Origin of the sequence: Microbacterium sp. ProA8, from assembly GCF_039905635.1 — a bacterium.
Classification (GTDB): Bacteria; Actinomycetota; Actinomycetes; order Actinomycetales; family Microbacteriaceae; genus Microbacterium; species Microbacterium chionoecetis.
The window spans coordinates 1,399,394-1,423,794 of the sequence record NZ_CP157000.1 but is presented as its reverse complement, the minus strand read 5'-3'; the positions used below and the strand labels follow the sequence as shown (position 1 = coordinate 1,423,794).

Here is a 24,401-nt window from a genome sequence, read left to right as displayed (position 1 = left end):
CGACCCAGGACGACGGCATGAGCTGGCTCGACGACCTCGACGACGACGACGATTCCGAGTTCGACGAGGCCGACATCCGGGTGCGACCCAACCCCAAGGCCAACCGCCCTCGCACGAAGCGGCGGCCGGCGCACAGCGACGCCCAGATCGCCCGCGTACTCGGCGTCGACCGCGGTCGCTACACGGTTCTCCTCGACGAGGACCTGCCCGATGAGCGGACCGTGCTCGCCGTCCGCGCGCGGGAGCTGCGCAAGAGCCCGATCGTCACGGGCGACCGTGCTCGCGTCGTGGGCGACGCCACGGGCGACGAGGGCACCCTCGCGCGCATCGTCGGCATCGAGGAGCGCACATCGCTGCTGCGGCGCAGCGCCGACGACACCGACCAGGTGGAGCGCGTCGTCGTCGCCAACGCCGACCAGATGCTCGTCGTGGTCGCCGCCGCAGACCCCGAACCCCGCCCGCGGCTCGTCGACCGCTACCTCGTGGCGGCGCTGGATGCCGGCATCCGTCCGCTTCTTGTCGTGACGAAGACCGACATCGCCGACCCCGCGGCGTTCCTCTCGCACTTCGAAGGGCTGGACCTCGTGGTGTTCACGAGCGGGCGCGACGAGATGCCCCTCGGGCGGATCGGCGCAGCGCTCGAGGGGCACTCGACCGTGTTCGTCGGGCACTCGGGCGTCGGCAAGTCGACGCTCGTCAACGCCCTCGTGCCGGACGCGCGACGCGCGACCGGACACGTCAACGTGGTGACCGGGCGCGGGCGTCACACCTCCAGCTCCACCGTGTCGCTGCGCTATCGGGGCGAGGGCGGCAACGGCTGGGTGATCGACACACCCGGGGTCCGCTCGTTCGGCCTCGGCCACGTCGATCCCGCCAACATCCTGCGCGCGTTCACCGACCTCGCCGAGGTCGCCGAGGAGTGCCCCCGCGGCTGCACGCACCTGCCGGACGCCCCCGACTGCGCCATCGTCGAGGCCGTCGAAGAGGGACGTCTCGGCCCCGGCGGGCCGGCACGCCTCGACTCCCTGCAGCGACTCCTCGAGACGTTCGCCGAGAAGTCGCACAAGACCAGCTCGTAGGCGGCCGCCCCACCTCCCCGGCCGGCTCAGCCATTCGCCGACGGGCCCGCGCCTAGAGTGGAACGGTGACCACGACGCGCCTCGAACCCGGCTCCCTCGCCCCCGCCTTCACCCTCGTCGACCAGGATGAGCGGGCCGTGACGCTGAAGGACCTCCGGGGCGGGCCGGTGATCCTCTTCTTCTATCCCGAGGCGATGACGCCCGGCTGCACCAAGGAGGCCTGCGACTTCCGCGACAGCCTCGCTCCGCTGCAGGCGGCCGGCTACACGATCCTCGGCATCTCGCGCGACCAGCCCGAGAAGCTCCGGCGATTCCGCGAGCGCGACCGCCTGACCTACGACCTCCTCAGCGACCCCGACCACAAGGTGCACGAGAAGTACGCCGTCTGGGGCGAGAAGGTCAACTACGGCAAGACGTTCATGGGGGTCATCCGTTCCACCTTCGTGATCGATGAGAAGGGACGCATCGCACACGCGCTGTACAACGTGCGCGCGACCGGTCACGTGGCTCGCGTCCGCGCACTCCTCGGCGTCTGACGCCTCACTCTGCGCGACGGCGGCAGAGCCGTCGGTGCGGTGCCGGGATCAGCGGGATGCCGCACTCGGCGCATCGCCGTCGGTCTCGCGGCCGTCCTGCCGGCGTGCTGCACGTCCGGCGTCGCGCACGGCCAGCACGAGCAGCACCAGCACGATGAGCGCCGGGATGGCGAGCGCCCAAGCTGTCGACGGATCGGCGAAGCTGCCGGTGGCGGCACCGAAGGCGACCGCCAGGATCAGCAGCTGTGTCACGATGCCGCCGGAGCGACCCCACGACTGGCCGCGCCAGATGGCCACGGCGAAGGCGAGCACGGCCGCGGCGCCCACGAGTGTCAGCACGGCGAGCGCGATCGCACTCGCGATCGAGCCGGTGTCGCCCGCCGCGATCGCGACGATCTCGCGCACCGTGAGCGCCGTCAGGCCCAGTCCCTCGAGCCCGACCAGCACCGCGGCGATCCTTCCGGACACGTTTGTCCGCATTCTCCGTCGACTCCCTCTCGCGCCGGTCAGTGATTTGTGCGAACCCTCCACACCACATGGGGAACACTCAGCAAGTCCTACACAAACCCGCCGATCAACCCTTGATTCAGGTAAACCGCTATGGGACGATTGGTGAAGCCGTGTGCTCCCACAGCGACGTGGGGCGAGTCAATCTCGCACATCCCACAGGGTATCGGACCCGAACCGAACCCGAATCCCACCCCTCTGTTACAAGGAGCACCACCATGGACTGGCGCGACAAGGCCGCCTGCCTGACCGTCGACCCCGAACTGTTCTTCCCCGTTGGGAACACCGGTCCGGCCGTCGATCAGATCGAGAAGGCCAAGTCGGTGTGTGCTCGATGCACAGTCACCGAGATCTGCCTGCAATACGCCCTCGAGACCGGACAGGACTCGGGCGTGTGGGGAGGCCTCTCCGAGGACGAGCGCCGCGCCCTGAAGCGCCGCGCCGCTCGCGCCCGCCGCGCCTCCTGACGCATTCTCACGACGACACCCGGCCGCCTCGGCGGCCGGGTGTCGTCGCGTGTGCGGCCGGCGCGCACCGGAGCGTCCACGCTCCTGCTGCCGAGGCCGCTGCTTGGCGAACCCGGAGATTTCCGTCCAAACCGAGGGCGATGTCCCGGGTCTCGCCGCTCATCCCCTGGCTCGGTGAGGAGAACCAACACCGACGGATGCCGGCGGCGCAGGCTGACGCCGGGCTGGCACACCGGGGTCGTGCCACGCCGGCCCGAGGCTCGCCGAACGCGGCGCCACCGGGCGCAGCGGCATCCGTTTCTCGCGCTCAGCCGGGGGTGCGGTCGATGTAGCGCAGCGGAATGTCGATCGTCACTTCGGTGCCGCTGCCCATGATCGTGTGCCAGTCGATCGTGCCGCCGAGCTCGCCCTGGATCAGCGTGCGCACGATCTGGGTGCCGAGACCCCGGCCGACCTGGCCTTCCGGAAGCCCCGAGCCCGTGTCGCGCACGCGCACCTCGAGCCGCTCGTCGCCGCGTTCGGCGATGATCTCGACGTCGCCCTCCTGGCCGGCCAGCCCGTGCTCGACCGCGTTGGTGACGAGCTCGGTGAGGGCGAGTGCGAGGGGCGTGGCGTACTCGCTCGGAAGGGTGCCGAAGCGTCCGGACGAGTGCGTGCGGGCCCGAGTGTTGGGAGCCGCCGCGACTTCGGCCACGAGCTTCAGGACGCGGGCGAACACCTCGTCAAAATCGACGTTCTGCGCCAGTCCCTCGGACAGGGTGTCGTGCACGACGGCGATGGCCGACACGCGGCGCATCGCCTGCGTGAGCGCTTCGCGCGCCTCTTCGGAATGCGAGCGACGCGCCTGGATGCGCAGCAGCGACGCGACGGTCTGCAGGTTGTTCTTGACGCGGTGGTGGATCTCGCGGATCGTGGCGTCCTTGGTGATGAGCTCCTGCTCCTGGTGGCGGATCTCGGTCACGTCGCGGCACAGCACGATGGCGCCGATTCGCGTGCCGTGATCGCGCAGCGGGATGGTGCGCAGCGACACCGTCACGCCCCGTGCCTCGAGGTCGGCGCGCCAGGGCGCGCGGCCGGTCACGACGACCGGCAGCGACTCGTCGAACTGGCGCTTCGTCGGCAGGATGGCGGTGACGACCTCGACGAGCGACTCCCCCTCGAGCTCATCGTCGAACCCGAGCCGGTTGAAGGCCGACAGCGCGTTGGGGCTCGCGAACGTCGTGATGCCGTCCACGTCGAGCCGCACCAGGCCGTCGGATGCGCGAGGGGCGCCGCGGCGCGGCGAAGTGGGCGCGGCGAGGTCGGGGAAGTCGCCCGACGCGATCATCCCGAACAGGTCGTCCGCGCAGTCGTTGAACGTGATCTGCTGGCGCGAGGGGATGCGCGCCTCGCCGAGGTTCGTGTGCCGGGTGAGCACCCCGATCACCATCGCGGCTGTGCCGCGCTTGCGCGTGACGGGAACGGCGCGCACCCGCGTCGGCGTCTCTTCGAACCAGTCGGGCGAGGAGGAGTCGACGATGCCGCCGGACTGGAACGCCTCGCGCACCTGCGTGCGCCACTGCGGCCGCACCCGGTCGCCGACGATGTCGCGGTAGAAGAGCGTGGCCGCGCCCCCCGGCCGAGTGTGGGCGACGGCGACGAACGAGTCGTCGGATGTCGGCACCCAGAGCACGATGTCGGCGAACGCCAGATCGGCGAGGAGCTGACCATCCCCCGCGAGACGGTGCAGCCACTCCACGTCTTCTTCGCTGGAGCGGCCCTGGGCGTAGACGAGATCGCTGAGGGTCGACACGCATCCAGCCTAGAGCGCCGGACTCACCCCACCGGCGCGCCGACACGAGCGACCTCGTCGGCGCCGGGCCGCGCGGCGCGACGGCTGCGCCCCCTGCCGACGCCGCGGCGGCCGCCGCTCGCCGCCCGCTGCGGCTCGGGCGCGGGCACGACCGCCTCGCCCACGAAGCGACGCACCGCCAGGGTGAGCGGCGCGCGCGGCGCGACCTCGGCGATCGGCAGCGATGCGAGGATCGCGGCATCCGTCGATCTGGCATCCTGCGGCAGGAACCAGACGTCTTCGATGCCGCCGAACCGGTCGAGGGTGCGCCGCACCTGCCCGCGGGCGTCGATGCCGAGGGTGCCAGGCCGCAGGCGGTTCGCCACGACGGCCACAGGGGTCGCCCCGATGGTCGCGCGCAGATCTGCGTGACCGCGCAGGAACCGGGCGATGCCGACGGGATCGGCGGCCACGACCGCGACGACGAGATCCGCGCTGCGCAACGCGGCGAGGGTGGCGGCGTTTCGCCGGGGACCGTCGAGGTCGCTCACGATCTCTTCGTCGCGCTCGAGCGACGATGCCACGTCGACCACCGTGTAGTCCGCCCATTCGCGGCAGGCGGCGAGCGCCGCGGCCACGCGCCGGTCGCTCAGCTCGGGCCAGCGCGACGGTCGGTTGATGCCGGTGAGGACGTCGACACCGGTGCGGCCGAGCGGCACCGCGATGCGGGTGAGCTCGCGGGCGTCGAGGCCGCCGAGCTCGGCCTGCCGGCAGGCCGCGGCGAAGCCCGGCCCCTCGTCGGCGAGGCCCAGCGTGAGCGCGAGCGACGGCGCGTGGGTGTCGGCGTCGACCAGCGCCACGTGGCGGCCCCCGCGTGCGAGCTCGACGGCGAGCTCGGTGGCGACCGTGGAACGCCCGGGGGCGCCGGCCGCTCCCCAGACGGCGATCACGCGCGGCTGCGCGCGGGGTGCGGGCGAGGGCGCCGACGCAGCCGGTGCGGCCGAGAGCGCCTCGGCGATGCGCCACGGCTCGATCTGCCTGCTGAGCGGGGCTTCCAGCCCGCACGCCGCGGCGACCCGCTCCCCCGCCGCATCCTCGACCAGCGGCAGAACGCGCGTGCCCGCACGGTCGCAGAGGGCGACGACGGTCGGCGATATGGTCGCGCGCGACACCGAGACGACCAGGGCGTCGGCGTCGGCGAGGGCGCGCAGCAGCGTCTCGGCGTCGATGCCCAGCATCCCGTCCGCCGCGGCGAGGGCGGGTGCCGCGGCCGCGACCACCGCGATCACGTCGATGCCCTCGCGGCGCAGTCCGTCGACCAGCAGCCCCGCGTCGTCCACCGCCACGACGACCCTCATGAGCCGGCGCCCATGGTCGGCACGATCGAGAGGGCCGACTCGTCGGACATCGCGGCGAGCGTCGCCGGCACGTCCGCCCGGGGGATGACCAGTTCGAGCGCGGCAGCACCGCCGCCCATCATCGACTCGTCGCGCGTCACCGACACCACGGTCGCATCCGCGACGAGGATGCGCGGCTCGTCGTAGGCGCCCTGCTCGAGGAGCGGAGCGGACCACAGCTCGACGACGGTGCCTGCCTCGACGGACGCCGGCACGTCGACGGCGCTGCGGACGACGACGCTCGTGGTGCGCGCGTCGGACGGATCGCCGACGGATGCCGCCGGCACCAGCTCGCCCGCCTCGATCGTGCGCGTCGCGACCTGCGCCCCGTCGAGGTCGTCGGCGGTGAGGTAGGTGCCCGCCAGCGGCCCGAGCGCGACGTCGACCACCGTGAAGTCGCCGGCGCCGATCGCCTCGCCGGGCACGATCGTGTGGGCGGCCGCGTACACCGGCACCGTCTGCCGTGCGGCCGAGACCACGAGCCACACGCCGATCACGGATGCCGCCACGAGGAGCACGCCGAGAAAGAAGCGCGCGTCGCCCCAGAAGGCGCGTCGCGGGGTTCGGACAGGGTCGCTGTGGGCCGTCATGGATCCATCGTCCTCGACTCGGCCAGACGACGTCGGCCGTTATCCACAGGGCGCGGGGGCCCGGAGCCTCATCAAGGAGGCGGGTCCATAATGGGGGCATGTCCGATGACCCGACGTCGAACGTGCGTCTGCTCGCCCCCGCCCAGGTGGGCGAGGTGCTCGGCGTCTCCGTCGACGAGGTCATGGCACTCGTGCTGGAAGGTCGCCTGCGCGGCCTTCGGGTGGGTGCTCCCGCACGCTGGCGCGTGGAGGCGGCGAGCGTGAGCGAATACCTCGACGAGCAGGCCGAGGAGGCGCGGCGGATGGCGCTGTGGCGGCAGTCGCAGACCGCCAGCTTCCCGGAACTGTGGGGCAGCGGCTTCGTCCGCAAGCAGGACTGAGGCGGCGCATCTCCCGGTGTGGCTGCCGACGCCGCCCGGGGGCGATCCGATGGTCGGTCAGGGAAGCGAGGGCGCCTCGTCGGCCCGGATCCAGGCGATCGAACTGAACGGCACCAGGCGGTAGCCCGCGACGGCGTCGCTCCGCCGTGGCGCTCCGGCCTCGTGCAGCGCCAGGTCCAGGTGGTCGGCGCCGGCGCGATCGATCGTGCCCGTGAGCAGGCGCCCCGAGACGAGGTGCACGGCAACTCCGGCACGGCGCCGTACGAGGTCGCGCAGCACGAACCCGAAGGTCAGCCGGTCGGCGAGCGGCGATCGAGGCGGCGCCGGCCGTGCGGTGCGAAGGAGGTCGGCATGCGGCATCCCGATCGACGAGATCGCCGGGAACGGCACGATCACCGCGCCGCCGGGACCCTCCGCCAGCGCAAGCGCCACCCAGTCGGCGCCCACTCCCGTGACCACGGCGCGCACGGTCGCGCCGTCCGCGAGGTCGAACGACGCCACGACAGGGGCGGGCGTGTCCCGTGCCGTGAGCAGGGTCAGCCGCTCCGCGAGCTGCACGCGCGAGAGACGCAGACGCTCGGCCTCCGTATCGAGGGCGGCGCGCTCGGCCTCCCACTCGGACGCGAGCTGATCCTCGAGGTCGTCGAAGAATCGGTCCCAGCGCACTCAGTGAGAGTAGGGCAGGCCACGGATTCGCCCGGCGAGTTATCCACAGGCGAGCCGGGCCGATTTTCCTGTGAGTTCGCCGTGTGTTCTACTGTGCGGAAGACATCCCCCCTGTCGAGATAGGAACCCATGGCAACGATGCCCGCGGGCCCCGCCCGCGCACCCCACGCGTTCCGCAGTACGCAGCTCGCGGAGTTCTTCGCGCCGCAGCGGACGCCCTCCACAGCGCTCCCCGTGCCGGAGCCCTTCCTGCGCAACCTCACCGTCGGCGTGCTCGAGGTCTTCGCCGGTGTACGCGAGGTCGACCAGCTGGCACGCTGGCTCACCGAGGACGCGTACCGCAAGCTCGTCGCCCGGGCGAACCTGGCGGCCAGAGCGCGCAGCGCGCGCGGCGTCGCGGCCAGGCGACCGGTGCACACGATCCTGTCGGTGCACGAGTCCTCGCCCGCCGACGGCATCATCGAAGCGGTCGTCGTCGTGCGGGGTCCCGCGCGCACTCGAGCGCTCGCGGTGCGCATCGAGGGCATGGACGGGCGCTGGCGCGCGACATCGCTCGCGCTCCTCTGAGAGCGCGCACCCTCCGCCGCGGACCACGCGGCAGCTGACCCGGCGGCGGAGCCGGCCTCGACGATGCGGCCGGCCCCGCCGTCAGTCCCCCTTGTCCTTGTCGATGAGCTCGAGGAGCGCCCGCAGCGCGTCGCGGATCTCGTAGTGGTCGTATTGGCCGGCGCGGCTCTCGGCCGAGATCACGCCGGATCGATGCACGCGCGTGAAGTCGCCGAAGGGGAACGAGTACGCCTTCTTGGTCTCATCGTTCTCACGTCGGTCGACCCCGAGATGCCAGTGGGAGTACTGGGTCCATCCTTCTCGCTCGATGAACGAGTTCTCCTCGTCGGCTGTGGGTGCCGCTTCCGACCAATCGTCGCGTTCGTCGCGCACGACCTTGCCGTCCCGGATGAGCGCTCGCGCGTGGCGCAGCGCCGGCTGGTTCAGTTCGATGGACATGCTGCGACGCTATGTCGACGGCCGGCTGTCGGCGAGGCTCTTGACGGATGCCGCGGCCCGCGGCATCCTCTCCCCCAGCTCATCTGCGGGCCCGCTCGCCGAGCAGACCCGCAGCCTCATTGCTTGTAGGACGACAGGAAGTTGCCGAGCCGCTCGATCGCCTCCGAGAGCACCCGGGCCTCCGGGAGCGTGACGATGCGCAGATGATCGGGGGTGGGCCAGTTGAAGCCCGTCCCCTGCACGAGGAGCACATGCTCGGCGACGAGGAAGTCGTAGACGAGTTTGGCGTCGTCGCGGATCTCATACACGTTCGGGTCGAGACGGGGGAAGGCGTAGAGCGCGCCCTTCGGCTTGGAGCAGGTCACGCCGGGGATGCGCTCGAGGCCTGCCCACGCGGCATCCCGCTGTTCGTGGAGCCGGCCCTCGGGGGCGATGAGCGCGTCGATCGACTGCACCCCCGACAAGGCCGCCTGCACCGCGTGCTGAGCGGGGACGTTCGGGCACAGCCGGGTCGAGGCGAGCAGCTGGATGCCCTCGAGAAAACCCGCCGCATGCCTCTTGGGGCCGGTGATCACGAGCCAGCCCGACCGATAGCCCGCGACCCGATAGGTCTTCGAGAGGCCGTTGAAGGTCAGGCACAGGAGGTCGGGCGCGAGCGTGGCGAGCGGGATGTGCTCTGCATCGTCGAAGAGGATCCGGTCGTAGATCTCGTCCGAGAGCAGCAGCAGCGAGTTCTCGCGCGCGATCTCGACGATCCCCTGGAGCACTTCGCGGGTGTACACCGCGCCCGTGGGGTTGTTGGGGTTGATCACCACGATCGCCTTGGTGCGCGGCGTCACCTTCGCGCGGATGTCCTCGAGATCGGGCTGCCAGTCGTCGTCGGGATCGCAGCGGTAGTGCACCGGCGTGCCGCCGGCGAGGCTCGTCATCGCGGTCCACAGCGGGTAGTCCGGCGCCGGGATGAGGACCTCGTCGCCCTCGTCGAGCAGCGCCTGCATCGTCATCGTGATGAGCTCGGAGACGCCGTTGCCCAGGTACACGTCGTCGGGGTCGAACTGCGGGAAGCCGGGCACCTGCTCGTACCGAGAGACGACGGCGCGCCGGGCCGACATGATGCCCTTGCTGTCGCTGTAGCCGTGGGCGTGCGGGACCGCCTCGATCATGTCGCGCACGATCTGGAAGGGCGCCTCGAAGCCGAACACCGCCGGATTGCCGGTGTTGAGCTTGAGGATCGTGTAGCCCTCGTCCTCCAGCCGGTCGGCCTCGGCCAGCGCCTGCCCACGGATCTCATAGAGAACGTTCTGGAGCTTGCTCGACTGATCGAGGGTGCGGAGGGGACTCATCGCTTCAGGATATCCGCGGCCGCCGAGGGCCAATGGACGCCCCGTGGCTCGGCCGACGCCCACGCCCCTCACCGAGAGCAGGTGTTCCGGCGAGTACACGTCGCTCTGCGCGAGATCGTCCTGCCTACGCCGGAACACCTGTTGCGGGCGAGCGGATGCCGCGGCCCGGCGTTCACGCCGGGCCGCGACGCCGCTACTTCTTGCGCTGCTCGGCAGCGCGGCGCTGGGCGCGGTTCAGCGGAGCCTGCTGCGCCGCCGGGGCGTCGGCATCCGTCCGCTGGCCGAAGGCGCCGCGCTGCGGCTCGGCCGCGGGGGCCTGCTGCTGCGCCGGCGTGGCGGCAGCAGCGGCCGCGGCCTGACGCAGCCGCGTCGCCGCCTGCTCGACCTGCCCGCGGTCGTTGCGCACCTCGACCTCGCCGGCGTCGTTCGCCGCGGTGTACTGCAGGCGCTGGCTCTCGACCGGCTGCGCACCGAGGCCCTTGGCCTCGACCTGGGTGACCTGCTCGGCGCCGGCCTCGCCCTGACGGCGCACCTCGACCTCGAGGTTGTAGAGGTAGCCGACCGACTCCTCCTTGATCTGCCCCATCATGGCCTGGAACATCTGGTAGCCCTCGCGCTGGTACTCGATCAGCGGGTCGCGCTGGGCCATGGCGCGCAGGCCGATGCCGTCCTTGAGGTAGTCCATCTCGTACAGGTGGTCGCGCCAGCGGCGGTCGAGCACCTGCAGCACCACGCGGCGCTCGAGTTCACGGGTCGCCGCCTCACCGAGCGTGTTCTGGCGCGTCTCGTACGCGATGCGCGCGTCGGAGAGGATCTCGCGCTTGAGCCCTTCCGCCGTGATGCCGCCCTTGCGTCCCGCGGCCTCGGCGACGACCTCGTCGATCGTCACACCGACCGGGTAGAGCGTCTTCAGCTCGGTCCACAGCGCGTCGAAGTCCCAGTTCTCGCTGTGACCCGACCCGGTGTGGTCGTCGATGACGGTGTTGATCGCGTCTTCGATGAAGTGCTGCACGCGGTCGGCGATGTCGTCGCCCTGCAGGATGTGGCGGCGGTCGGAGTAGATCGCCTCGCGCTGCCGGTTGAGGACGTCATCGTACTTGAGGACGTTCTTGCGGATCTCGGCGTTGCGCGCCTCGACCTGGCTCTGCGCGGACTTGATCGCGCGCGTGACCATGCCGGATTCGATCGCGACGTCGTCGGGGAAGTTCGTGCGGGCGATGATCGCCTCGGCCGCGCCCGACTGGAACAGCCGCATGAGGTCGTCCGTCAGCGAGAGGTAGAAGCGGCTCTCGCCCGGGTCGCCCTGACGGCCGGAGCGACCGCGCAGCTGGTTGTCGATGCGGCGCGACTCATGGCGCTCGGTGCCGAGCACGTAGAGGCCGCCGGCCTCGACGACCTTGGTCGCCTCGGACGCCACGAGGTCGCGGGTCGCCTCGTAGACGGAGCCCCACGCAGCCTCGTACTCCTCCGGAGTCTCCTCCGGGTCGAGCCCCTTGGCCTTGAGCTCCTGCACCGCCAGGAACTCGGCGTTTCCGCCGAGCATGATGTCGGTGCCGCGGCCGGCCATGTTGGTCGCGACGGTCACGGAGCCCAGGCGCCCGGCGCGGGCGACGATCTCGGCCTCGCGCGCGTGGTTCTTCGCGTTCAGGACCTCGTGCTTGATGCCCTTCTTCGCGAGCAGTCGCGACAGGTACTCGCTCTTCTCGACGCTCACGGTGCCGACCAGCACCGGCTGGCCGGACTCGTGCCGGCGGGCGATGTCTTCGACGACCTGGGCGAACTTCGCCGTCTCGTTCTTGTAGACGAGGTCGGCCTGGTCCTTGCGGATCATCGGCTTGTTCGTCGGGATCGGCACGACGCCGAGCTGGTAGGTCGACATGAACTCGGCCGCCTCGGTCTCGGCGGTACCGGTCATGCCGGCGAGCTTGTCGTACAGGCGGAAGTAGTTCTGCAGCGTGACGGTGGCGAGCGTCTGGTTCTCGGCCTTGACCGGCACGGCCTCCTTGGCCTCGATCGCCTGGTGGATGCCCTCGTTGTAGCGGCGGCCGACCAGGATGCGGCCGGTGTGCTCGTCGACGATCATGACCTCGTCGTTCATGACGACGTAGTCGGTGTCGCGCTTGAAGAGCGCGAGCGCCTTGATCGAGTTGTTCAGGAACGAGATGAGCGGCGTGTTCGCCGACTCGTACAGGTTGTCGATGCCGAGGTAGTCCTCGACCTTCTCGATGCCGGGCTCGAGGACGCCGATCGTGCGCTTCTTCTCGTCGACCTCGTAGTCCACGCCCGCCTCGAGGGTCTTGGCGATCTTCGCGAACTCGACGAACCAGCGGTTCGCCTCACCCGACGACGGACCCGAGATGATGAGCGGGGTGCGCGCCTCGTCGATGAGGATCGAGTCGACCTCGTCGACGATCGCGTAGAAGTGCCCGCGCTGCACGAGGTCTTCCTTGCGCCACGCCATGTTGTCGCGCAGGTAGTCGAAGCCGAACTCGTTGTTGGTGCCGTAGGTGATGTCCGAGTTGTACTGCTCGCGGCGCACTTCCGGTGTCTGCCCGGCGACGATCGTGCCGGTGGTCATGCCGAGCGCGCGGTAGATGCGGCCCATGAGTTCGGACTGGTACGACGCGAGGTAGTCGTTGACGGTGACGACGTGGACGCCCTGGCCGGCGATCGCGTTGAGGTAGACGGGGAAGGCGCCGGTGAGCGTCTTGCCCTCACCGGTCTTCATCTCGGCGATGTTTCCGAGGTGCAGTGCCGCGCCGCCCATGATCTGCACGTCGTAGGCGCGCTGGCCCAGCGTGCGCTTGGCCGCCTCGCGGACGGCGGCGAACGCCTCGGGCATGAGCTGGTCGAGTGTCTCGCCGGCCTCGTATCGGGCCCGCAGCTCGGCGGTCTCGCCCCGGAGCTCTTCGTCGGTGAGGTGCTCGTAGTCCTCTTCCAGGGCGCCGACGGCCTTCACGACCTGCTGGAGCCGCCGGAGGATGCGACCCTCACCGGCGCGAAGCAGTTTCTCGAGGGGGTTGGCCACGGAGTGTCTCCATCTTCAGGCTTCGGGGTGCGGCTGCGACGCCGCCGATGCTGCCCGGGCGCATGGCCCCAGGCATACCTGCCTATGTTATCCACCCGTGACCTTGGTGTGCGCTGGGTGTGGACTCGTCCTCCGCCGCGCGACGCGCCGGGAATCCCGCGATGTCATTGCATTCCGGGTATGCATATACTCGGTGACTACATACTGGGTATGCCCTGACCGAAAGGTACGACATGGTTGTCTGGCGGCGATGGATCTTCCCGATCCTGATGGTGGTCATCCTCGGGGCGGCAGCTGCCGCCCTCGTGAAGATCGCGTTCTTCCCGGATGCCGCACCGGCCGCCGCCGTCACGCCCTCGGCGCAGATCGCCGATCCGGTGGTGGCCGTGGAGCGCGCCGAGGTCGCCAACGCGCTGACCCTGCCGGGGACGATCGCCAGGGATGCCGCCTACCCGGTCCGCTCCGAGATCGACGGAACGGTCACCGCCGTGCACGTCGCCAACGGCCAGGCGGTCGCGGCCGGGCAGAAGCTGTTCACCATCAAGCAGGCCGACCCCGTGAAGAACGTCGACGTCGTCGCGGCCGAGGCGGGAGACGTGAGCGAGCTCGCCGTCGTCAAGGGCCAGCCCGCGTCGATCGGGGGTGAGCTGGCGAAGCTCACGCCGGCGCGCTACCACGTGCAGGCCACGGTCGAGCCGGTGCAGCTGTACCGCCTGCAGGGAGCGCCTGCCGAGGGGTCGGTGACGATCCAGGGCGGGCCCGCGCCGTTCACCTGCACGGGGCTGAGGGTCGAGGTCGCCGAGGACGGCACCACCACCGTGACGTGCGCGGTGCCCGCCGATCAGACCGTGTTCGCGGGGCTCCAGACGCAGCTCGACATCGACCTCGGCACGGTGTCGGACGTGCTGGTCGTCCCGACGACCGCGGTGAAGGGCGGCGACGGCACCGGAGTCGTGTGGGTCGACGCCGGCGAGGGTGAGCTGGAGGAGCGGGATGTCGCGCTCGGCGTGAACGACGGCACCATCGTCGAGGTCACGAGCGGCCTGCAGGAGGGCGAGCAGGTACGCCAATACGTGCCCGGGATCGCCGCCGACGACGAACCGGTCTGCTATGACGACGGCATGGGCGGCGAGTACTGCGAGCCGCAGGGATGGAACTGGTGAGCCTCGTCCGGCTCGAGGGGGTCGCCAAGCACGTCATCCTGCCCGACGACTCGCGCCTCGACATCCTCCGCGACATCGACCTCGAGATCGCGGCGGGAGATCACGTGGCCATCGTCGGACGCAGCGGCTCGGGCAAGTCCACCCTCCTCAACCTGATGGGCATGCTCGACGCGCCCTCGGAGGGCAGCGTCGCGTTCCGCGGCGAGCCGGTGCGGCGCATGCGCAAGGCCCGGCTCGACCGGCTGCGCGGACGCAACGTCGGCTTCGTCTTCCAGCAGTTCAACCTGCTCGCCGGCCGCACCGCGCTCGAGAACGTGATGATGCCGCTCGGGTACGCCCGCGGTCGCGACTTCTGGACGCGCCGCACGGCCGCGACCCGCATGCTCGAGCGCGTCGGCCTCGGCCACCGCATCGAATCCACCCCGGAGCAGCTCTCCGGCGGCGAGCAGCAGCGCGTCGCGATCGCACGGGCACTGGTGCGCCGGCCGGCGCTCATCCTGGCGGACGAGCCCACCGGTGCGCTCGACGTCGAGACCGGGGCATCCGTGATGTCCCTCCTCGATGAGATCGCCTCCGAGGTCGACGCCGCGCTGGTCACCATCACCCACGACCTGAACGTCGCCGCCCGCGCCCGTCGCCACTACCGCCTGGACGCCGGCGTGCTCACCGCCTTCGCGCTCGACCTGCCCGCCAACGCCGCCGCAGCGGACGCGTCGGGGCTCTCCGCGAGCGTCGAGGAGCGGCCGGGCGCCGAGCCCCAGCCCGACGGCGCCGAGCCCGGCCCCGACGGCGCAGAGCCCGACCCCGGACTCACGGCACACCCGCTCGAGGTGGCCTCGTGAGCGGCCTGGTCGGCGCCCTGGGCGAGGCGTGGTCCGAGATCCGCCATCACAAGCTGCGCGTGCTGCTGAGCCTCATCGGCATCGCGGTTTCGGTCGGGGCGATCACCGCGGTCGTCGCGCTCAGCGAGTACCAGCAGCAGCAGATGACGGAGCAGTCCGACCGGTTCGGCGGTCGTCCCGCGACCATCCAGTTCATGGCGAACAGCACCGACGGCGCGCCGATGGACTGGGAGGAGTTCGGGGCCCACGTCGATCGTGTGGCCGAGCGGTACGAGTTCTCGCATTTCACTCGGATCGTCGACCCCGTCATGCTGCCGCTGCAGACTCCGGAGCAGGTGCGACAGGTGTCGACGCGCCTCGTCGACCCGGCCTATCCGGTGATCCACCGCACGCCGCTCCTCGAGGGGCGCTGGTTCACCGAGGCCGACACCGACCTCGCCTCTCCCCCGGTCGTCATCACCGAGTCACTGTGGGACGTGTACGGCAGGCCCTCGCTCGCCACGGGCTTCGCGCTGCAGATCCAGGGTGACGTCGGCGGGTCGTACACCGTGGTCGGCGTGACGCCGCGGGAGTACGTCGGCGACGAGGACAAGCACGTGACGATGCTGTACGGCGACTACACCGCGCGCCGTGGCATCCTTCCCCCCGACATGGGGGTCATGTGGGAGGCGTGGGTGCCCGAGGACATGGCGGCGGAGATCGGCCCGGCACTGGCGGCCGATCTCCGCGCGGGTCTCGACGGCGTCGACGTCATGGTGAGCCGCACCGACTGGGCATCTCGACCGGATCAGGCCCAGTACGCCCAGACGTTCGAGCTGGTCACCGGCGGGATCGCGGGGCTCGTGCTTCTGCTCGGCGGGCTCGGGCTCGTCAACATCCAGCTCGTCGCCATGCGCCAGCGCATCCGCGAGATCGGCGTGCGGCGCAGCTTCGGGGCGACCGGAAGCCGCATCTTCTCGTCGGTCATGCTCGAGTCCGTCGTGGCGACCGCGGTCGCAGGCATCGTGGGCATCGCGATCGCGGTCGCGATCCTGAAGGCCCCGTTCGTCCTCGACATGTTCCAGGGCATGCAGGACATCCCTCCGTTCCCGATGCGCGCCGCCGTCATCGGCCTCGTCGCCGCCGTCGCGATCGGCGCCCTCGCCGGCTTCATCCCCGCCCTCGTCGCCGTCCGCTCGAACGTGATCGACGCGCTGCGCTTCTAGCGGAGGCGCCGACGCTCCATCCCGAAGGAGAACCCCATGTCCGTTCGTCAGAGTCTGCTCGCCATCCTGGATCAGGGGCCGTGCTACGGCTATCAGCTGCGCGCGGAGTTCGACCGCCGCACCGGCTCGACGTGGCCGCTCAACGTCGGGCAGATCTACAACACGCTCGACCGCCTCGAACGCGACGGCCTCGTCGAGAAGGGCGACATCGACGAGCACGGTCACGTCTACTGGGAGATCACGGATGCCGGGGCCGACGAGGTGCGGTCGTGGCTGGCCTCGCCGGTCCAGCGCGGGCACGGCACGCGCGACGAGCTGGCGATCAAGCTCGCCGTTGCGGCGACGCTGCCGGGGGTCGACGTGGCGGACATCGTCCAGACGCAGCGCCGGGCGTCGCTCGCGCAGCTGCAGGAGCTCAACCGCGCGAAGTACGCCGGCGCCAATCCGGACGGCCCGGAGGAACTCGCCTGGTCGCTCGTCGTCGACTCGATGATCTTCGCCGCCGAGGCCGAGGTGCGCTGGCTGGATCACTCCGAGCAGCGCCTGGCGCTGCATCCCGATCACGCCATGGCGCTGGAGCTGTCGACCGACAAGCCCAAGCGCGGACGCCCCGTCAAGGAGCCCGCCGTCGTCGGGCGAGCGAAGCGCGACGACACCCCGACGGCCACGGGCGCGGGGCGATGACCGCCCTCCGACCGGTTGAGGAGCCCGTCGAGGCACAGGATCCGGTGCTGCGCCTGATCGGCGTGACGCAGCAGTACGGCACCGGCGCGACCGCGGTCTCGGCACTGTCGGGCGTTGACTTCGAGGTGCAGCCGGGCGAGCTCGTCGCCGTGATGGGGCCCTCCGGGTCCGGCAAGTCGACCCTGCTCACGATCGCCGGCGGGCTGGCGATCCCGACGACGGGCGAGGTCGTGATCGAGGGCGCCTATCTCAGCGAGCAGTCGCCAGGGGAGCTCGCCCGGCTGCGGCGGCGGTCGCTGGGCTTCGTCTTCCAGGACTTCAACCTCATCCCGACGCTCACGGCGCTGGAGAACGTGACGCTCCCCCTCGAGCTCGACGGCTTCCGCCTGCGGGTCGCCCGCCGCGCGGGCCGCGATGCGCTGGCCTCGGTGGGGCTCGAAGCCAAGGCGGACGCGTACCCCGACGACCTGTCGGGCGGTCAGCAGCAGCGCGTCGCGATCGCGCGCGCCGTCGTCGGCGGGCGGCGGCTGATCCTCGCCGACGAACCGACCGGCGCACTCGACTCGGTCACGGGCGAGATGGTGCTGAAGGTGCTGCGTGCGCGAGTGGATGCCGGAGCGGCCGGCATCCTGGTCACCCACGAAGCCCGCCATGCCGCCTTCGCGGACCGCATCGTGTTCCTCCGAGACGGGCGGATCATCGACGAGTCGCGCCGTCAGGGCGCCGAGACGCTGCTGTCGGGCGTGCGGTGACGGACGGCCCGGTGACCGCGGTGCTCGAGGCGCCGAAGGTGAGCGGCGCGCCGGCACGGCCGGTCACCGCGACCCTCGGCTCCGCCGCCGGCCGGTGGCGCGTGGCGATCCGGCTCGCCCGCCGGCAGGTGGTCCGCACGAAGCTTTCGAGCCTGCTCGTCGTGATACTCGTGGCGCTTCCCATCGCGGCGATGACCGCCTACGGCGTCTTCGCGGCGAGCACCCTCGGCACACCGGAAGACCGGGTGCGGGCCGAACTGGGTGCGATGCAGGCCTGGATCACCCCGGCGGGCGTCCCGGGCGAGGGGTTCTGGCAGGCTCCCACCCAGCCGCAGTGGACCGGATATCCGGCGGGCGCGGACGACAGCTGGGAGGTGCCCGACGGCACGATCCCCGACGACCCGATCGGCGCGCTGCCGCCGGGCACCGAGACGATCCTGCTGACGAGCGCCACGGCTCGCGTCGAGACGCGCGACGGCCTGGGCCTCGTCGCCGCGTGGACCGGCGACGCCTGGGATCCTCGATTCTCCGGCGCCTTCGACCTCGTCGACGGCGAGCGTCCCACCCGCGCCACCGAGGCGATGGTGACCCCCGCGACCCTCGAGCGGCTGGGCGTCCTGATCGGCGGAGACCTGACGCTCGCCGAAGGCGGCGGGACCTTCGAGATCGTCGGAACGCTGGATGCCGCGACCCTGCCCGACTCCGCCAGCGGGGTGTTCCTGCCGGGCACCGCCGAACTGCGCGGCGTGATCGGCGGCGAGCGAAGGTGGTATCTGCCCGAGCCCGCCCTGTCGTGGGAGGACGTGCAGGCGCTCAACGAAGAGGGCGTCGTGGCCTACTCGCGTGCCGTCGTGCTCGATCCGCCGACCGCCCTGCGCAAAGAGGTGCGTGGCTCGGTGCTCGACCAGTGGGCGAGCGTCTGGCCCACCGTCCTCGTCGTGGCGGCCGGCGGCCTGTTCGCCGCGTACGTGGTCGTCATGCTGGCCGGCGCCGCCTTCGCGGTCGCGGCGCGCCGTCAGCAGCGGTCGCTCGCCGTGGCAGCCAGCGTCGGGGCGAATCGCGGCGACCTGTCGCGGATCGTCCTCCTCCAGGGCACGACCCTCGGCGCCCTCGGGGGCGTGACGGGACTGATCCTCGGCGTCGGAGTGGCCGCGCTGGTCGTCGCCGTCACGGCCGACGGCAGCGCCACGCAGTACTGGGGTTTCCACGTGCCCTGGCCGGGCCTCGCTGCGATCTTCGTCTTCGCGGTGGTGGTCGGCACGGCGTCCGCCCTGGTTCCGTCGCGCACGGTCGCACGCACCGACCCGCTCCGCGCGCTGCGAGGCGCCCGCCGCCCGCAGAAGCCGGGAGTGGCGCGGCCGGTGTGGGGATCCATCGTGCTGCTCGTCGGCATCGTGACGACGATCGCGTGCGCCTTCGTCGTCGCAGCTGTGAACGTCTCCGACCTCACCGGCGACTCCCCGCTGCGATACATCCCCGCCCTCGGCATCGTCGTCGGTCCGATCCTCACCCAGGTGGGCATCCTCATGTCGGGCGGCTGGCTCCTGTGGACGACGTCACGCCTCCTCTCGCGCGTCGGACTCGCGGCCAGGATCGCGTCCCGGGATGCCGCGGCCAACGCGGGTCGCACGGTGCCGGCTTTCGCGGCGATCGCGGCGACGGTCTTCATCGGGGTGTTCGCGGTCGGGCAGTCTTCGATGCAGACGGCTCAGAACGCCCGCACCTGGTACTACGCGGCCCCGCTCGGGAGTCTCTCGATCAGCATCTGGCCGGGTGCCGGCAGCACGATGGGGGTGGTCGACCCGGATGCTGCCCAGACCGGTGCGGCCGCCGCGCTCGACGTGGCGGAGGGCGCGGGAGCCACCGGGACCGCCGTCATCGCGCGACAGCAGCCCACCCACTGGAACTACAGCTCGGCCGAGGAGGTGCCGGACGAGCTCACTCTCGCGATCGCACTGCTTCCGGCGGAGCACCTGCTCGACCCCGAGATCGACGACAGCTTCACCTCGAACGGCCAGGATCCCGACAATCCGCTGTCGGTGGTGCGCCCCGAAGACCTCGAGACGGTGCTCGGCATCACGCTGACACCCGGCGAGCGTGCCGCTTACCGCGACGGCGCGGCGATCGTCGCAGACCGCCGCTTCGTCACGGACGGTGAGATCTCGATCGCGGCGTGGTCCGGCGGCGACCTGGTCGACGGGATGCCCAGCAACGTGTGGATCCCCTGGACCGGTCAGCGCATCGCCGACCCGGCGTGGGAGGAGCGGATGGACGCGATCGTCGTCGACGCCCCGATGCAGCCGACCGCGATCGCCATCGCCCCCGCGACCGCAGCCCGGCTGGGCCTCGCCGCCGTTCCCGAGCGCGTGATCGCCTCGCTCGAGGCGCCGCCGTCGACCCAGGAGCGCGATCGCCTGCAGGCGCAGGTCGATCTCGCGAGCGGTGACGATTTCATGCTGTCGCACAGCTTCGAGGCCGGGCCGCCGAGCGACGCCACGTGGATGGTCCCTCTGCTGTCGGTCGTCGGCGTCCTCGTGCTCGGCGCGAGCGCCGTGGCGCTGGGCCTCGCCCGCTTCGAGCGCCGGCCCGACGACGCGACCCTCTCCGCGGTCGGCGGTACGCCGGTTCTTCGGCGGAACATCGGATTCTGGCAGGGCCTCATCATCGCCGGCTTCGGCACCATGGCCGGCGCCATCGCCGGTGTGCTTCCGCCCATCGGCTTCGCGATCCAGTCGCGGGGCACGCTTCTGCTCGGCGACATCCCCTGGCAGATCCTGGGGCTGTTCTGCGTCGGCCTGTCGCTGGCGATCGCACTCGTCAACTGGCTCGTGCCGCCGCGGCGCCCCGACCTCACCCGCCGCACCGCGATCACGTGACGGCGTTCGCCCCACGCTCGCACCGATACGGCGGATGCCGGGCCTCAGGCCGCTGAGATCGCCTGATGGTGCGGCATCCTGTCGCCTCACAGGCGCGTCCCGCTACGCTTAACTGTGCACACGAACGCCGACCAGATCGAAGACGAGGCTCAGACCGAGCCCGCAGCGATGACCTTCTCCGACCTCGGGCTGAGCCAGCCCGTCCTCAAGGCGCTGAAGGGCATCGGCTACGAGACTCCCTCGGCGATCCAGGCGGCGACCATCCCGACGCTGCTGGGCGGCCGCGATGTGGTGGGCATGGCGCAGACCGGAACGGGCAAGACCGCCGCGTTCGCGCTGCCGATCATCGATCGCCTCGACCTGTCGCAGAAGACCCCGCAGGCCCTCGTGCTCGCCCCCACGCGCGAGCTCGCGCTGCAGGTGTGCGAGGCGTTCGAGAAGTACGCCGGCCACCTGAAGGACGTGCACGTCCTCCCCGTCTACGGCGGCCAGGGCTACGGCGTGCAGCTGTCGGCCCTCCGACGCGGCGTGCACATCGTCGTCGGAACGCCCGGCCGCATCATCGACCACCTCGAGAAGGGCACCCTCGACCTCTCCGCGCTCCAGTACCTGGTGCTCGACGAGGCCGACGAGATGCTCAAGATGGGCTTCGCCGAGGATGTCGAGACCATCCTCGCCGAGACTCCCGCCACCAAGCAGGTCGCGCTCTTCTCGGCGACCATGCCGGCCCAGATCCGACGCATCGCGTCCCAGTACCTTCGCGACCCCGAAGAGATCACGGTCAAGTCCAAGACCCAGACCTCGGCGAACATCTCGCAGCGCTACCTCATCACCGCGTGGCAGCAGAAGATGGACGCCCTCACGCGCATCCTCGAGGTCGAGAACTTCGACGGCATGATCGTCTTCGGCCGCACGCGCAGCGTCACCGAAGAGATCGCCGAGAAGCTCCGCGCCCGCGGCTACTCCGCCGCCGCCATCAACGGGGACATCGCCCAGCCGCAGCGCGAGAAGACGGTCAACCAGCTGAAGTCGGGCAAGCTCGACATCCTGGTCGCGACCGACGTCGCCGCCCGCGGCCTCGACGTCGAGCGCGTCTCGCACGTCGTGAACTACGACATCCCGACGGATGCCGAGTCCTACGTCCACCGCATCGGCCGCACCGGTCGCGCCGGCCGCACGGGCGACGCCATCAGCTTCGTCACGCCGCGCGAGCGCGGCCTGGTCAAGATGATCGAGCGCGCCACCCGTCAGCAGCTCACCGAGATCCCGCTGCCGAGCGTCGACGAGGTCAACGTGACGCGTCTCTCACGCTTCGACGACCGCATCACCGCGGCCCTCGGCGAGGCCGAGCGCATCGAGGCGTTCCGCGACATCGTCGCCCACTACGTCCGCAACCACGACGTGCCCGAGGCCGACGTGGCCGCCGCCCTCGCCGTGGTGGCGCAGGGCGACACGCCGCTGCTCCTCGAGCCCGACGCCGCGCCCGCGCCGCGAGAGCGCACCGAGCGCCCCGACCGCGGCGACCGTCCCGAGCGCGGCGAGCGCCGCCCGCCGCGCGAGGGCTTCGCGACGTACCGCATCGCCGTCGGCAAGCGTCAGCGCGTCGAGCCCCGCCAGATCGTGGGTGCGCTCGCGAACGAGGGCGGCCTCCGCCGTGACGACTTCGGCGCGATCAAGATCATGCCCGACTTCTCGCTGGTCGAGCTGCCCGCGAACCTGCCGCGTGAAGCTCTCGACCGGCTGGCCGACACCCGCATCTCGGGGCAGCTCATCGAGCTGCGTCCCGACAGCGGGCGCCCGCAGCGCCGGACCGATGGGGCGTCCCGCCCCCGCGACGACCGCGGTTCCAGCAGCCGCGGCTACGGCGACTCGGCGGCACGCGGCTCGTACGACGACCGTCCGGCGCGCAAGCCCCGGCACAAGCGCACCGACGGCTGAGGCATCCGTCGTCCATCCCCGTACGTGACGGCGGATCGGGCGAGGAGTCACGCCGTGCGCGACAGCGCGCGAAAGGCGGGCGGGACCACATGGCCCCGCCCGCCTTTCGCGTCGTCGCGTCAGATGTCGCCGCGCACCGTGAAGAAGATGTTGATCAGGTCGTCCTCGAACGCGTGGAAGTAGTGGTCGATGCCCTTCCCGTCGGTCGAGTGCGATTCCGGCGCATTGCCCTTGGGCAGGGTGTCGCGCGCGAACGTCGTGAGCGACGTCGGGATGCCCTGTGCCGCGGTCATCGCCACGGCCTCCTGCACCTGCTCGGGCGTGAGCGCCTCCCCGCCGAGGAATTCATGCGCGCCCACGAACAGCTCCGAGATGTCGAGCGTCACCCAGTTCTTCGAATGGCCGGCAGCCGCGTTGCCCTCGTCGGAGCGGTGCGGGATGTAGCACTCGTGCGCCGATGCGACGCCCGCGCCGGCGAAGACGAGCGCGGCACTCAGGGCCGTGGCCCCGATGATCTTGCGGATCATGGTGTTTCCGTTTCTCCCCGGGGGCGCACGGACGCGCCCCACCCGGTTGCGAGAGTGTTCCCGGCCACGGATTGATACAACGGACGGCGACGGATGCCGCAGCCGTCGCCGAACGCCCGTCCCGATGCCGTTCCCCCACGCTGTGCGCGAACATCCCACCCCGCGGCCCCGCCCGCTTCAGGTTGCTCCCAGCGGCGCCCGTAGGATCGATCCATGGCCGGATTCTGGGGCAAACGCAAGCGCGAGCTGGAAGAGCTGAACACGCAGGACGCCGATCTGGCGCGCCGGGCGCAGCAGGCGCTGGTCGCTGCGGACGAGCGCCTGCGACTCACCACCGACGAGCTCGCCTTCGCCGAGGCCGAACTCGGCGCCGGTCCCACGTCGGATCTCCGCGAGGCGGTGGAGGCCGTGCGCACGCACCTGCAGGAGGCGTTCCACCTGCACCAGCTCAACCACGACGAGATCCCCGACACCCCCGAAGAGCTCCGGACGCGCAACGCGCGCATCGCCCAGCTCTGCGAGTGGGCCGAGGATCTGCTCGACGACCGGACAGAGACGCTCGCGGCGCAGATCGAGCGGGCGCGTCGTGCTCCCGAGATCATCGCGCGGGTACGTGCGGATGCCGCGCGGCTGCGGTTGCGTCTTCCGGATGCCCGCTCGACCGTCGAGCGCCTGGCGGTCCGCTACTCGTCGCACGCTCTCGCGCAGATCGACGCGAACCCGGCGGAGGCGGAGCAGCTGCTCGGCTTCGCCGAGCACAGCGCCGGCGTGGCCGAGCGGCGCCGCGAGGCCGGGCAGCGCGAGCAGGCGAACATGGCCCTCGAGGCCGCCACCGAGTCGGTGCGCCGAGCCGAGACGCTGCTCGACGCCGTCGAGACGTTCGAGGTCGAGGCGCTGCGCGCCGAGTCGACGCTCGCCGCCATCGTCGAGGACTCGCGCGGCGACCTCGTGGTCGCCCTCAGAGAGCCCCAGTCCCCCGCTGTCAGCGCCGCGATCAGCGAGCTCCAGGCCGCCCTCGCCGCACTGCCCGCTGCCGGGGTCAACACCGATCCGTTCGAGCAGCTGACCCTCCTGCGAGAGGCGAATGCCGGGCTGGACGCCGCGATCGCGAAGGCCCGCGAGCGCGCCGCGCGCCCGATTCCTCCGCTCGAGCACGTGCGGCACGCGATCGACGACGCCGACCGCCAGCTGGCCGTGTCGCGCGACGTGATCGCAGGGCACCGCGGCTGGATCGGCGCCGATGCCCGTACCCGCTTCGCGGAGGCCGAGCGCGTGCGCCTCGACCTCGATCGCTACCTCGGCGCCTCGGCCGCCGCCGTCACGGCGATCGACGAGGACCACCGCGAACAGGCGTTCGCCATGGCCCGCCGCGCGGCGTTCCTCGCGAGCGAGGCACTGCAGCTGGCCCAGCGCGACATCGACGCCGCCCGACCGCAGCCCGAGCAGTGGGGCGCGCCGGGCTTCGGTCAGCAGGGCTACGGCCAGCAGGGCTGGGGCGGCGGCCGCCGCAGCGGCGGCAGCGACCTCATGGGGGGCATCCTCGGCGGTCTGGTGATCGGCAGCCTCCTCGACGGCTTCATCGACTGACCGCCCGCACAGGGGAGCGCCGGCGCACGGCGCGAATCTTCGAGCGTGTCCGCTCAGC

Annotated in this window: 22 protein-coding genes; 13 read left to right on the top strand and 9 right to left on the bottom strand. The window is 71.3% G+C overall.

The features are described 5' to 3' along the window. Positions 1 to 17 precede the first annotated feature (17 nt). Positions 18 to 1,079, top strand: coding sequence for a ribosome small subunit-dependent GTPase A (gene rsgA, locus ABG085_RS05985; RefSeq protein ID WP_347978503.1), 1,062 nt, complete (start codon positions 18 to 20; stop codon positions 1,077 to 1,079). Between the two features lie 65 nt (positions 1,080 to 1,144). Next, positions 1,145 to 1,615 carry a thioredoxin-dependent thiol peroxidase gene (gene bcp, locus ABG085_RS05980; protein ID WP_347978502.1) on the top strand — a complete coding sequence of 157 codons (471 nt, stop codon included), beginning with the start codon at positions 1,145 to 1,147 and terminating at the stop codon, positions 1,613 to 1,615. Between the two features lie 48 nt (positions 1,616 to 1,663). Here bcp and ABG085_RS05975 read toward each other — a convergent pair whose 3' ends face one another. Continuing rightward, positions 1,664 to 2,083, bottom strand: a complete 420-nt coding sequence (locus ABG085_RS05975) for a histidine kinase (RefSeq protein WP_347978501.1) — start codon at positions 2,081 to 2,083, stop codon at positions 1,664 to 1,666. A gap of 257 nt (positions 2,084 to 2,340) precedes the next feature. Between ABG085_RS05975 and ABG085_RS05970 the strand changes: the two genes are divergently transcribed. Next, positions 2,341 to 2,589, top strand: a complete 249-nt coding sequence (locus ABG085_RS05970; protein ID WP_018171995.1) for a WhiB family transcriptional regulator — start codon at positions 2,341 to 2,343, stop codon at positions 2,587 to 2,589. A 307-nt stretch (positions 2,590 to 2,896) separates the two neighbouring features. Here ABG085_RS05970 and ABG085_RS05965 read toward each other — a convergent pair whose 3' ends face one another. Genes ABG085_RS05965 through ABG085_RS05955 form a run of 3 tightly spaced genes read right to left on the bottom strand, consistent with a single transcriptional unit; the run spans position 2,897 to position 6,347 of the window. Then, on the bottom strand, positions 2,897 to 4,381 hold the full coding sequence (locus ABG085_RS05965; RefSeq protein WP_347978500.1) for a histidine kinase N-terminal domain-containing protein: 1,485 nt from the start codon (positions 4,379 to 4,381) through the stop codon (positions 2,897 to 2,899). Between the two features lie 23 nt (positions 4,382 to 4,404). Then, positions 4,405 to 5,718, bottom strand: coding sequence for a P-loop NTPase (locus ABG085_RS05960; RefSeq protein WP_347978499.1), 1,314 nt, complete (start codon positions 5,716 to 5,718; stop codon positions 4,405 to 4,407). Continuing rightward, positions 5,715 to 6,347, bottom strand: coding sequence for an SAF domain-containing protein (locus ABG085_RS05955; protein ID WP_347978498.1), 633 nt, complete (start codon positions 6,345 to 6,347; stop codon positions 5,715 to 5,717). The genes ABG085_RS05960 and ABG085_RS05955 overlap by 4 nt, the downstream gene beginning before the upstream one ends. A 98-nt stretch (positions 6,348 to 6,445) precedes the next feature. Here ABG085_RS05955 and ABG085_RS05950 point away from each other — a divergent pair, with 98 nt between their 5' ends. After that, on the top strand, positions 6,446 to 6,727 hold the full coding sequence (locus ABG085_RS05950) for a helix-turn-helix domain-containing protein (protein ID WP_347978497.1): 282 nt from the start codon (positions 6,446 to 6,448) through the stop codon (positions 6,725 to 6,727). A 57-nt stretch (positions 6,728 to 6,784) separates the two neighbouring features. Here ABG085_RS05950 and ABG085_RS05945 read toward each other — a convergent pair whose 3' ends face one another. Beyond that, entirely contained in the window at positions 6,785 to 7,393 is a 609-nt protein-coding gene (locus tag ABG085_RS05945) for a hypothetical protein (protein ID WP_347978496.1), read from the bottom strand. A gap of 129 nt (positions 7,394 to 7,522) precedes the next feature. Here ABG085_RS05945 and ABG085_RS05940 point away from each other — a divergent pair, with 129 nt between their 5' ends. Continuing rightward, positions 7,523 to 7,960: an Rv3235 family protein gene (locus tag ABG085_RS05940; RefSeq protein WP_347978495.1), complete on the top strand. Its 438-nt coding sequence runs from the start codon at positions 7,523 to 7,525 to the stop codon at positions 7,958 to 7,960. An 81-nt stretch (positions 7,961 to 8,041) separates the two neighbouring features. Here the strand turns inward: ABG085_RS05940 and ABG085_RS05935 are convergent, their stop codons facing one another. From ABG085_RS05935 to secA, 3 genes are all read right to left on the bottom strand, one after another. After that, entirely contained in the window at positions 8,042 to 8,398 is a 357-nt protein-coding gene (locus ABG085_RS05935) for a hypothetical protein (protein WP_347978494.1), read from the bottom strand. 116 nt (positions 8,399 to 8,514) lie between these two features. After that, on the bottom strand, positions 8,515 to 9,741 hold the full coding sequence (locus ABG085_RS05930) for a pyridoxal phosphate-dependent aminotransferase (protein ID WP_347978493.1): 1,227 nt from the start codon (positions 9,739 to 9,741) through the stop codon (positions 8,515 to 8,517). Positions 9,742 to 9,934: 193 nt separating this feature from the next. After that, a complete protein-coding gene (gene secA, locus ABG085_RS05925) occupies positions 9,935 to 12,769 on the bottom strand; it encodes a preprotein translocase subunit SecA (protein WP_347978492.1) in 2,835 nt (944 codons plus the stop codon). Positions 12,770 to 13,002: 233 nt separating this feature from the next. Between secA and ABG085_RS05920 the strand changes: the two genes are divergently transcribed. From ABG085_RS05920 to ABG085_RS05890, 7 genes are all read left to right on the top strand, one after another. Further along, positions 13,003 to 13,932 carry a biotin/lipoyl-binding protein gene (locus ABG085_RS05920; RefSeq protein ID WP_347978491.1) on the top strand — a complete coding sequence of 310 codons (930 nt, stop codon included), beginning with the start codon at positions 13,003 to 13,005 and terminating at the stop codon, positions 13,930 to 13,932. Then, positions 13,920 to 14,774: an ABC transporter ATP-binding protein gene (locus tag ABG085_RS05915; RefSeq protein WP_347978490.1), complete on the top strand. Its 855-nt coding sequence runs from the start codon at positions 13,920 to 13,922 to the stop codon at positions 14,772 to 14,774. Before ABG085_RS05920 ends, ABG085_RS05915 begins: the two co-directional genes overlap by 13 nt. Beyond that, on the top strand, positions 14,771 to 15,979 hold the full coding sequence (locus ABG085_RS05910; RefSeq protein ID WP_347978489.1) for an ABC transporter permease: 1,209 nt from the start codon (positions 14,771 to 14,773) through the stop codon (positions 15,977 to 15,979). Before ABG085_RS05915 ends, ABG085_RS05910 begins: the two co-directional genes overlap by 4 nt. Before the next feature lie 36 nt (positions 15,980 to 16,015). Then, complete coding sequence (locus ABG085_RS05905) at positions 16,016 to 16,663, top strand: PadR family transcriptional regulator (protein WP_347978488.1); 648 nt, start codon at positions 16,016 to 16,018, stop codon at positions 16,661 to 16,663. Beyond that, positions 16,660 to 17,415, top strand: coding sequence for an ABC transporter ATP-binding protein (locus tag ABG085_RS05900; protein ID WP_347978487.1), 756 nt, complete (start codon positions 16,660 to 16,662; stop codon positions 17,413 to 17,415). The genes ABG085_RS05905 and ABG085_RS05900 overlap by 4 nt, the downstream gene beginning before the upstream one ends. 11 nt (positions 17,416 to 17,426) lie before the next feature. After that, positions 17,427 to 20,291 (top strand): FtsX-like permease family protein, encoded by a 2,865-nt coding sequence (locus ABG085_RS05895; RefSeq protein ID WP_347978486.1) that lies wholly within the window; start codon positions 17,427 to 17,429, stop codon positions 20,289 to 20,291. Between the two features lie 168 nt (positions 20,292 to 20,459). Continuing rightward, positions 20,460 to 22,229 (top strand): DEAD/DEAH box helicase, encoded by a 1,770-nt coding sequence (locus ABG085_RS05890; protein WP_347979288.1) that lies wholly within the window; start codon positions 20,460 to 20,462, stop codon positions 22,227 to 22,229. A 119-nt stretch (positions 22,230 to 22,348) separates the two neighbouring features. On the opposite strand, the gene ABG085_RS05885 is transcribed toward ABG085_RS05890, so the two are convergent. Next, positions 22,349 to 22,756, bottom strand: coding sequence for a hypothetical protein (locus ABG085_RS05885; protein WP_347978485.1), 408 nt, complete (start codon positions 22,754 to 22,756; stop codon positions 22,349 to 22,351). Between the two features lie 213 nt (positions 22,757 to 22,969). Here ABG085_RS05885 and ABG085_RS05880 point away from each other — a divergent pair, with 213 nt between their 5' ends. After that, complete coding sequence (locus ABG085_RS05880) at positions 22,970 to 24,343, top strand: hypothetical protein (protein ID WP_347978484.1); 1,374 nt, start codon at positions 22,970 to 22,972, stop codon at positions 24,341 to 24,343. The last annotated feature ends 58 nt before the right edge of the window (positions 24,344 to 24,401 follow it).

Bases quoted from the DNA above. Each gene is read 5' to 3' on its own strand.
- ABG085_RS05880 (WP_347978484.1), top strand. From the start codon at position 22,970: ATGGCCGGATTCTGGGGCAAACGCAAGCGCGAGCTGGAAGAGCTGAAC.
- ABG085_RS05930 (WP_347978493.1), bottom strand. From the start codon at position 9,741: ATGAGTCCCCTCCGCACCCTCGATCAGTCGAGCAAGCTCCAGAACGTT.
- ABG085_RS05955 (WP_347978498.1), bottom strand. From the start codon at position 6,347: ATGACGGCCCACAGCGACCCTGTCCGAACCCCGCGACGCGCCTTCTGG.
- ABG085_RS05920 (WP_347978491.1), top strand. From the start codon at position 13,003: ATGGTTGTCTGGCGGCGATGGATCTTCCCGATCCTGATGGTGGTCATC.
- ABG085_RS05915 (WP_347978490.1), top strand. From the start codon at position 13,920: ATGGAACTGGTGAGCCTCGTCCGGCTCGAGGGGGTCGCCAAGCACGTC.
- rsgA (WP_347978503.1), top strand. From the start codon at position 18: ATGAGCTGGCTCGACGACCTCGACGACGACGACGATTCCGAGTTCGAC.
- ABG085_RS05950 (WP_347978497.1), top strand. From the start codon at position 6,446: ATGTCCGATGACCCGACGTCGAACGTGCGTCTGCTCGCCCCCGCCCAG.
- ABG085_RS05940 (WP_347978495.1), top strand. From the start codon at position 7,523: ATGGCAACGATGCCCGCGGGCCCCGCCCGCGCACCCCACGCGTTCCGC.
- ABG085_RS05905 (WP_347978488.1), top strand. From the start codon at position 16,016: ATGTCCGTTCGTCAGAGTCTGCTCGCCATCCTGGATCAGGGGCCGTGC.
- ABG085_RS05890 (WP_347979288.1), top strand. From the start codon at position 20,460: ATGACCTTCTCCGACCTCGGGCTGAGCCAGCCCGTCCTCAAGGCGCTG.
- ABG085_RS05885 (WP_347978485.1), bottom strand. From the start codon at position 22,756: ATGATCCGCAAGATCATCGGGGCCACGGCCCTGAGTGCCGCGCTCGTC.
- ABG085_RS05960 (WP_347978499.1), bottom strand. From the start codon at position 5,718: ATGAGGGTCGTCGTGGCGGTGGACGACGCGGGGCTGCTGGTCGACGGA.
- ABG085_RS05935 (WP_347978494.1), bottom strand. From the start codon at position 8,398: ATGTCCATCGAACTGAACCAGCCGGCGCTGCGCCACGCGCGAGCGCTC.
- ABG085_RS05900 (WP_347978487.1), top strand. From the start codon at position 16,660: ATGACCGCCCTCCGACCGGTTGAGGAGCCCGTCGAGGCACAGGATCCG.
- ABG085_RS05970 (WP_018171995.1), top strand. From the start codon at position 2,341: ATGGACTGGCGCGACAAGGCCGCCTGCCTGACCGTCGACCCCGAACTG.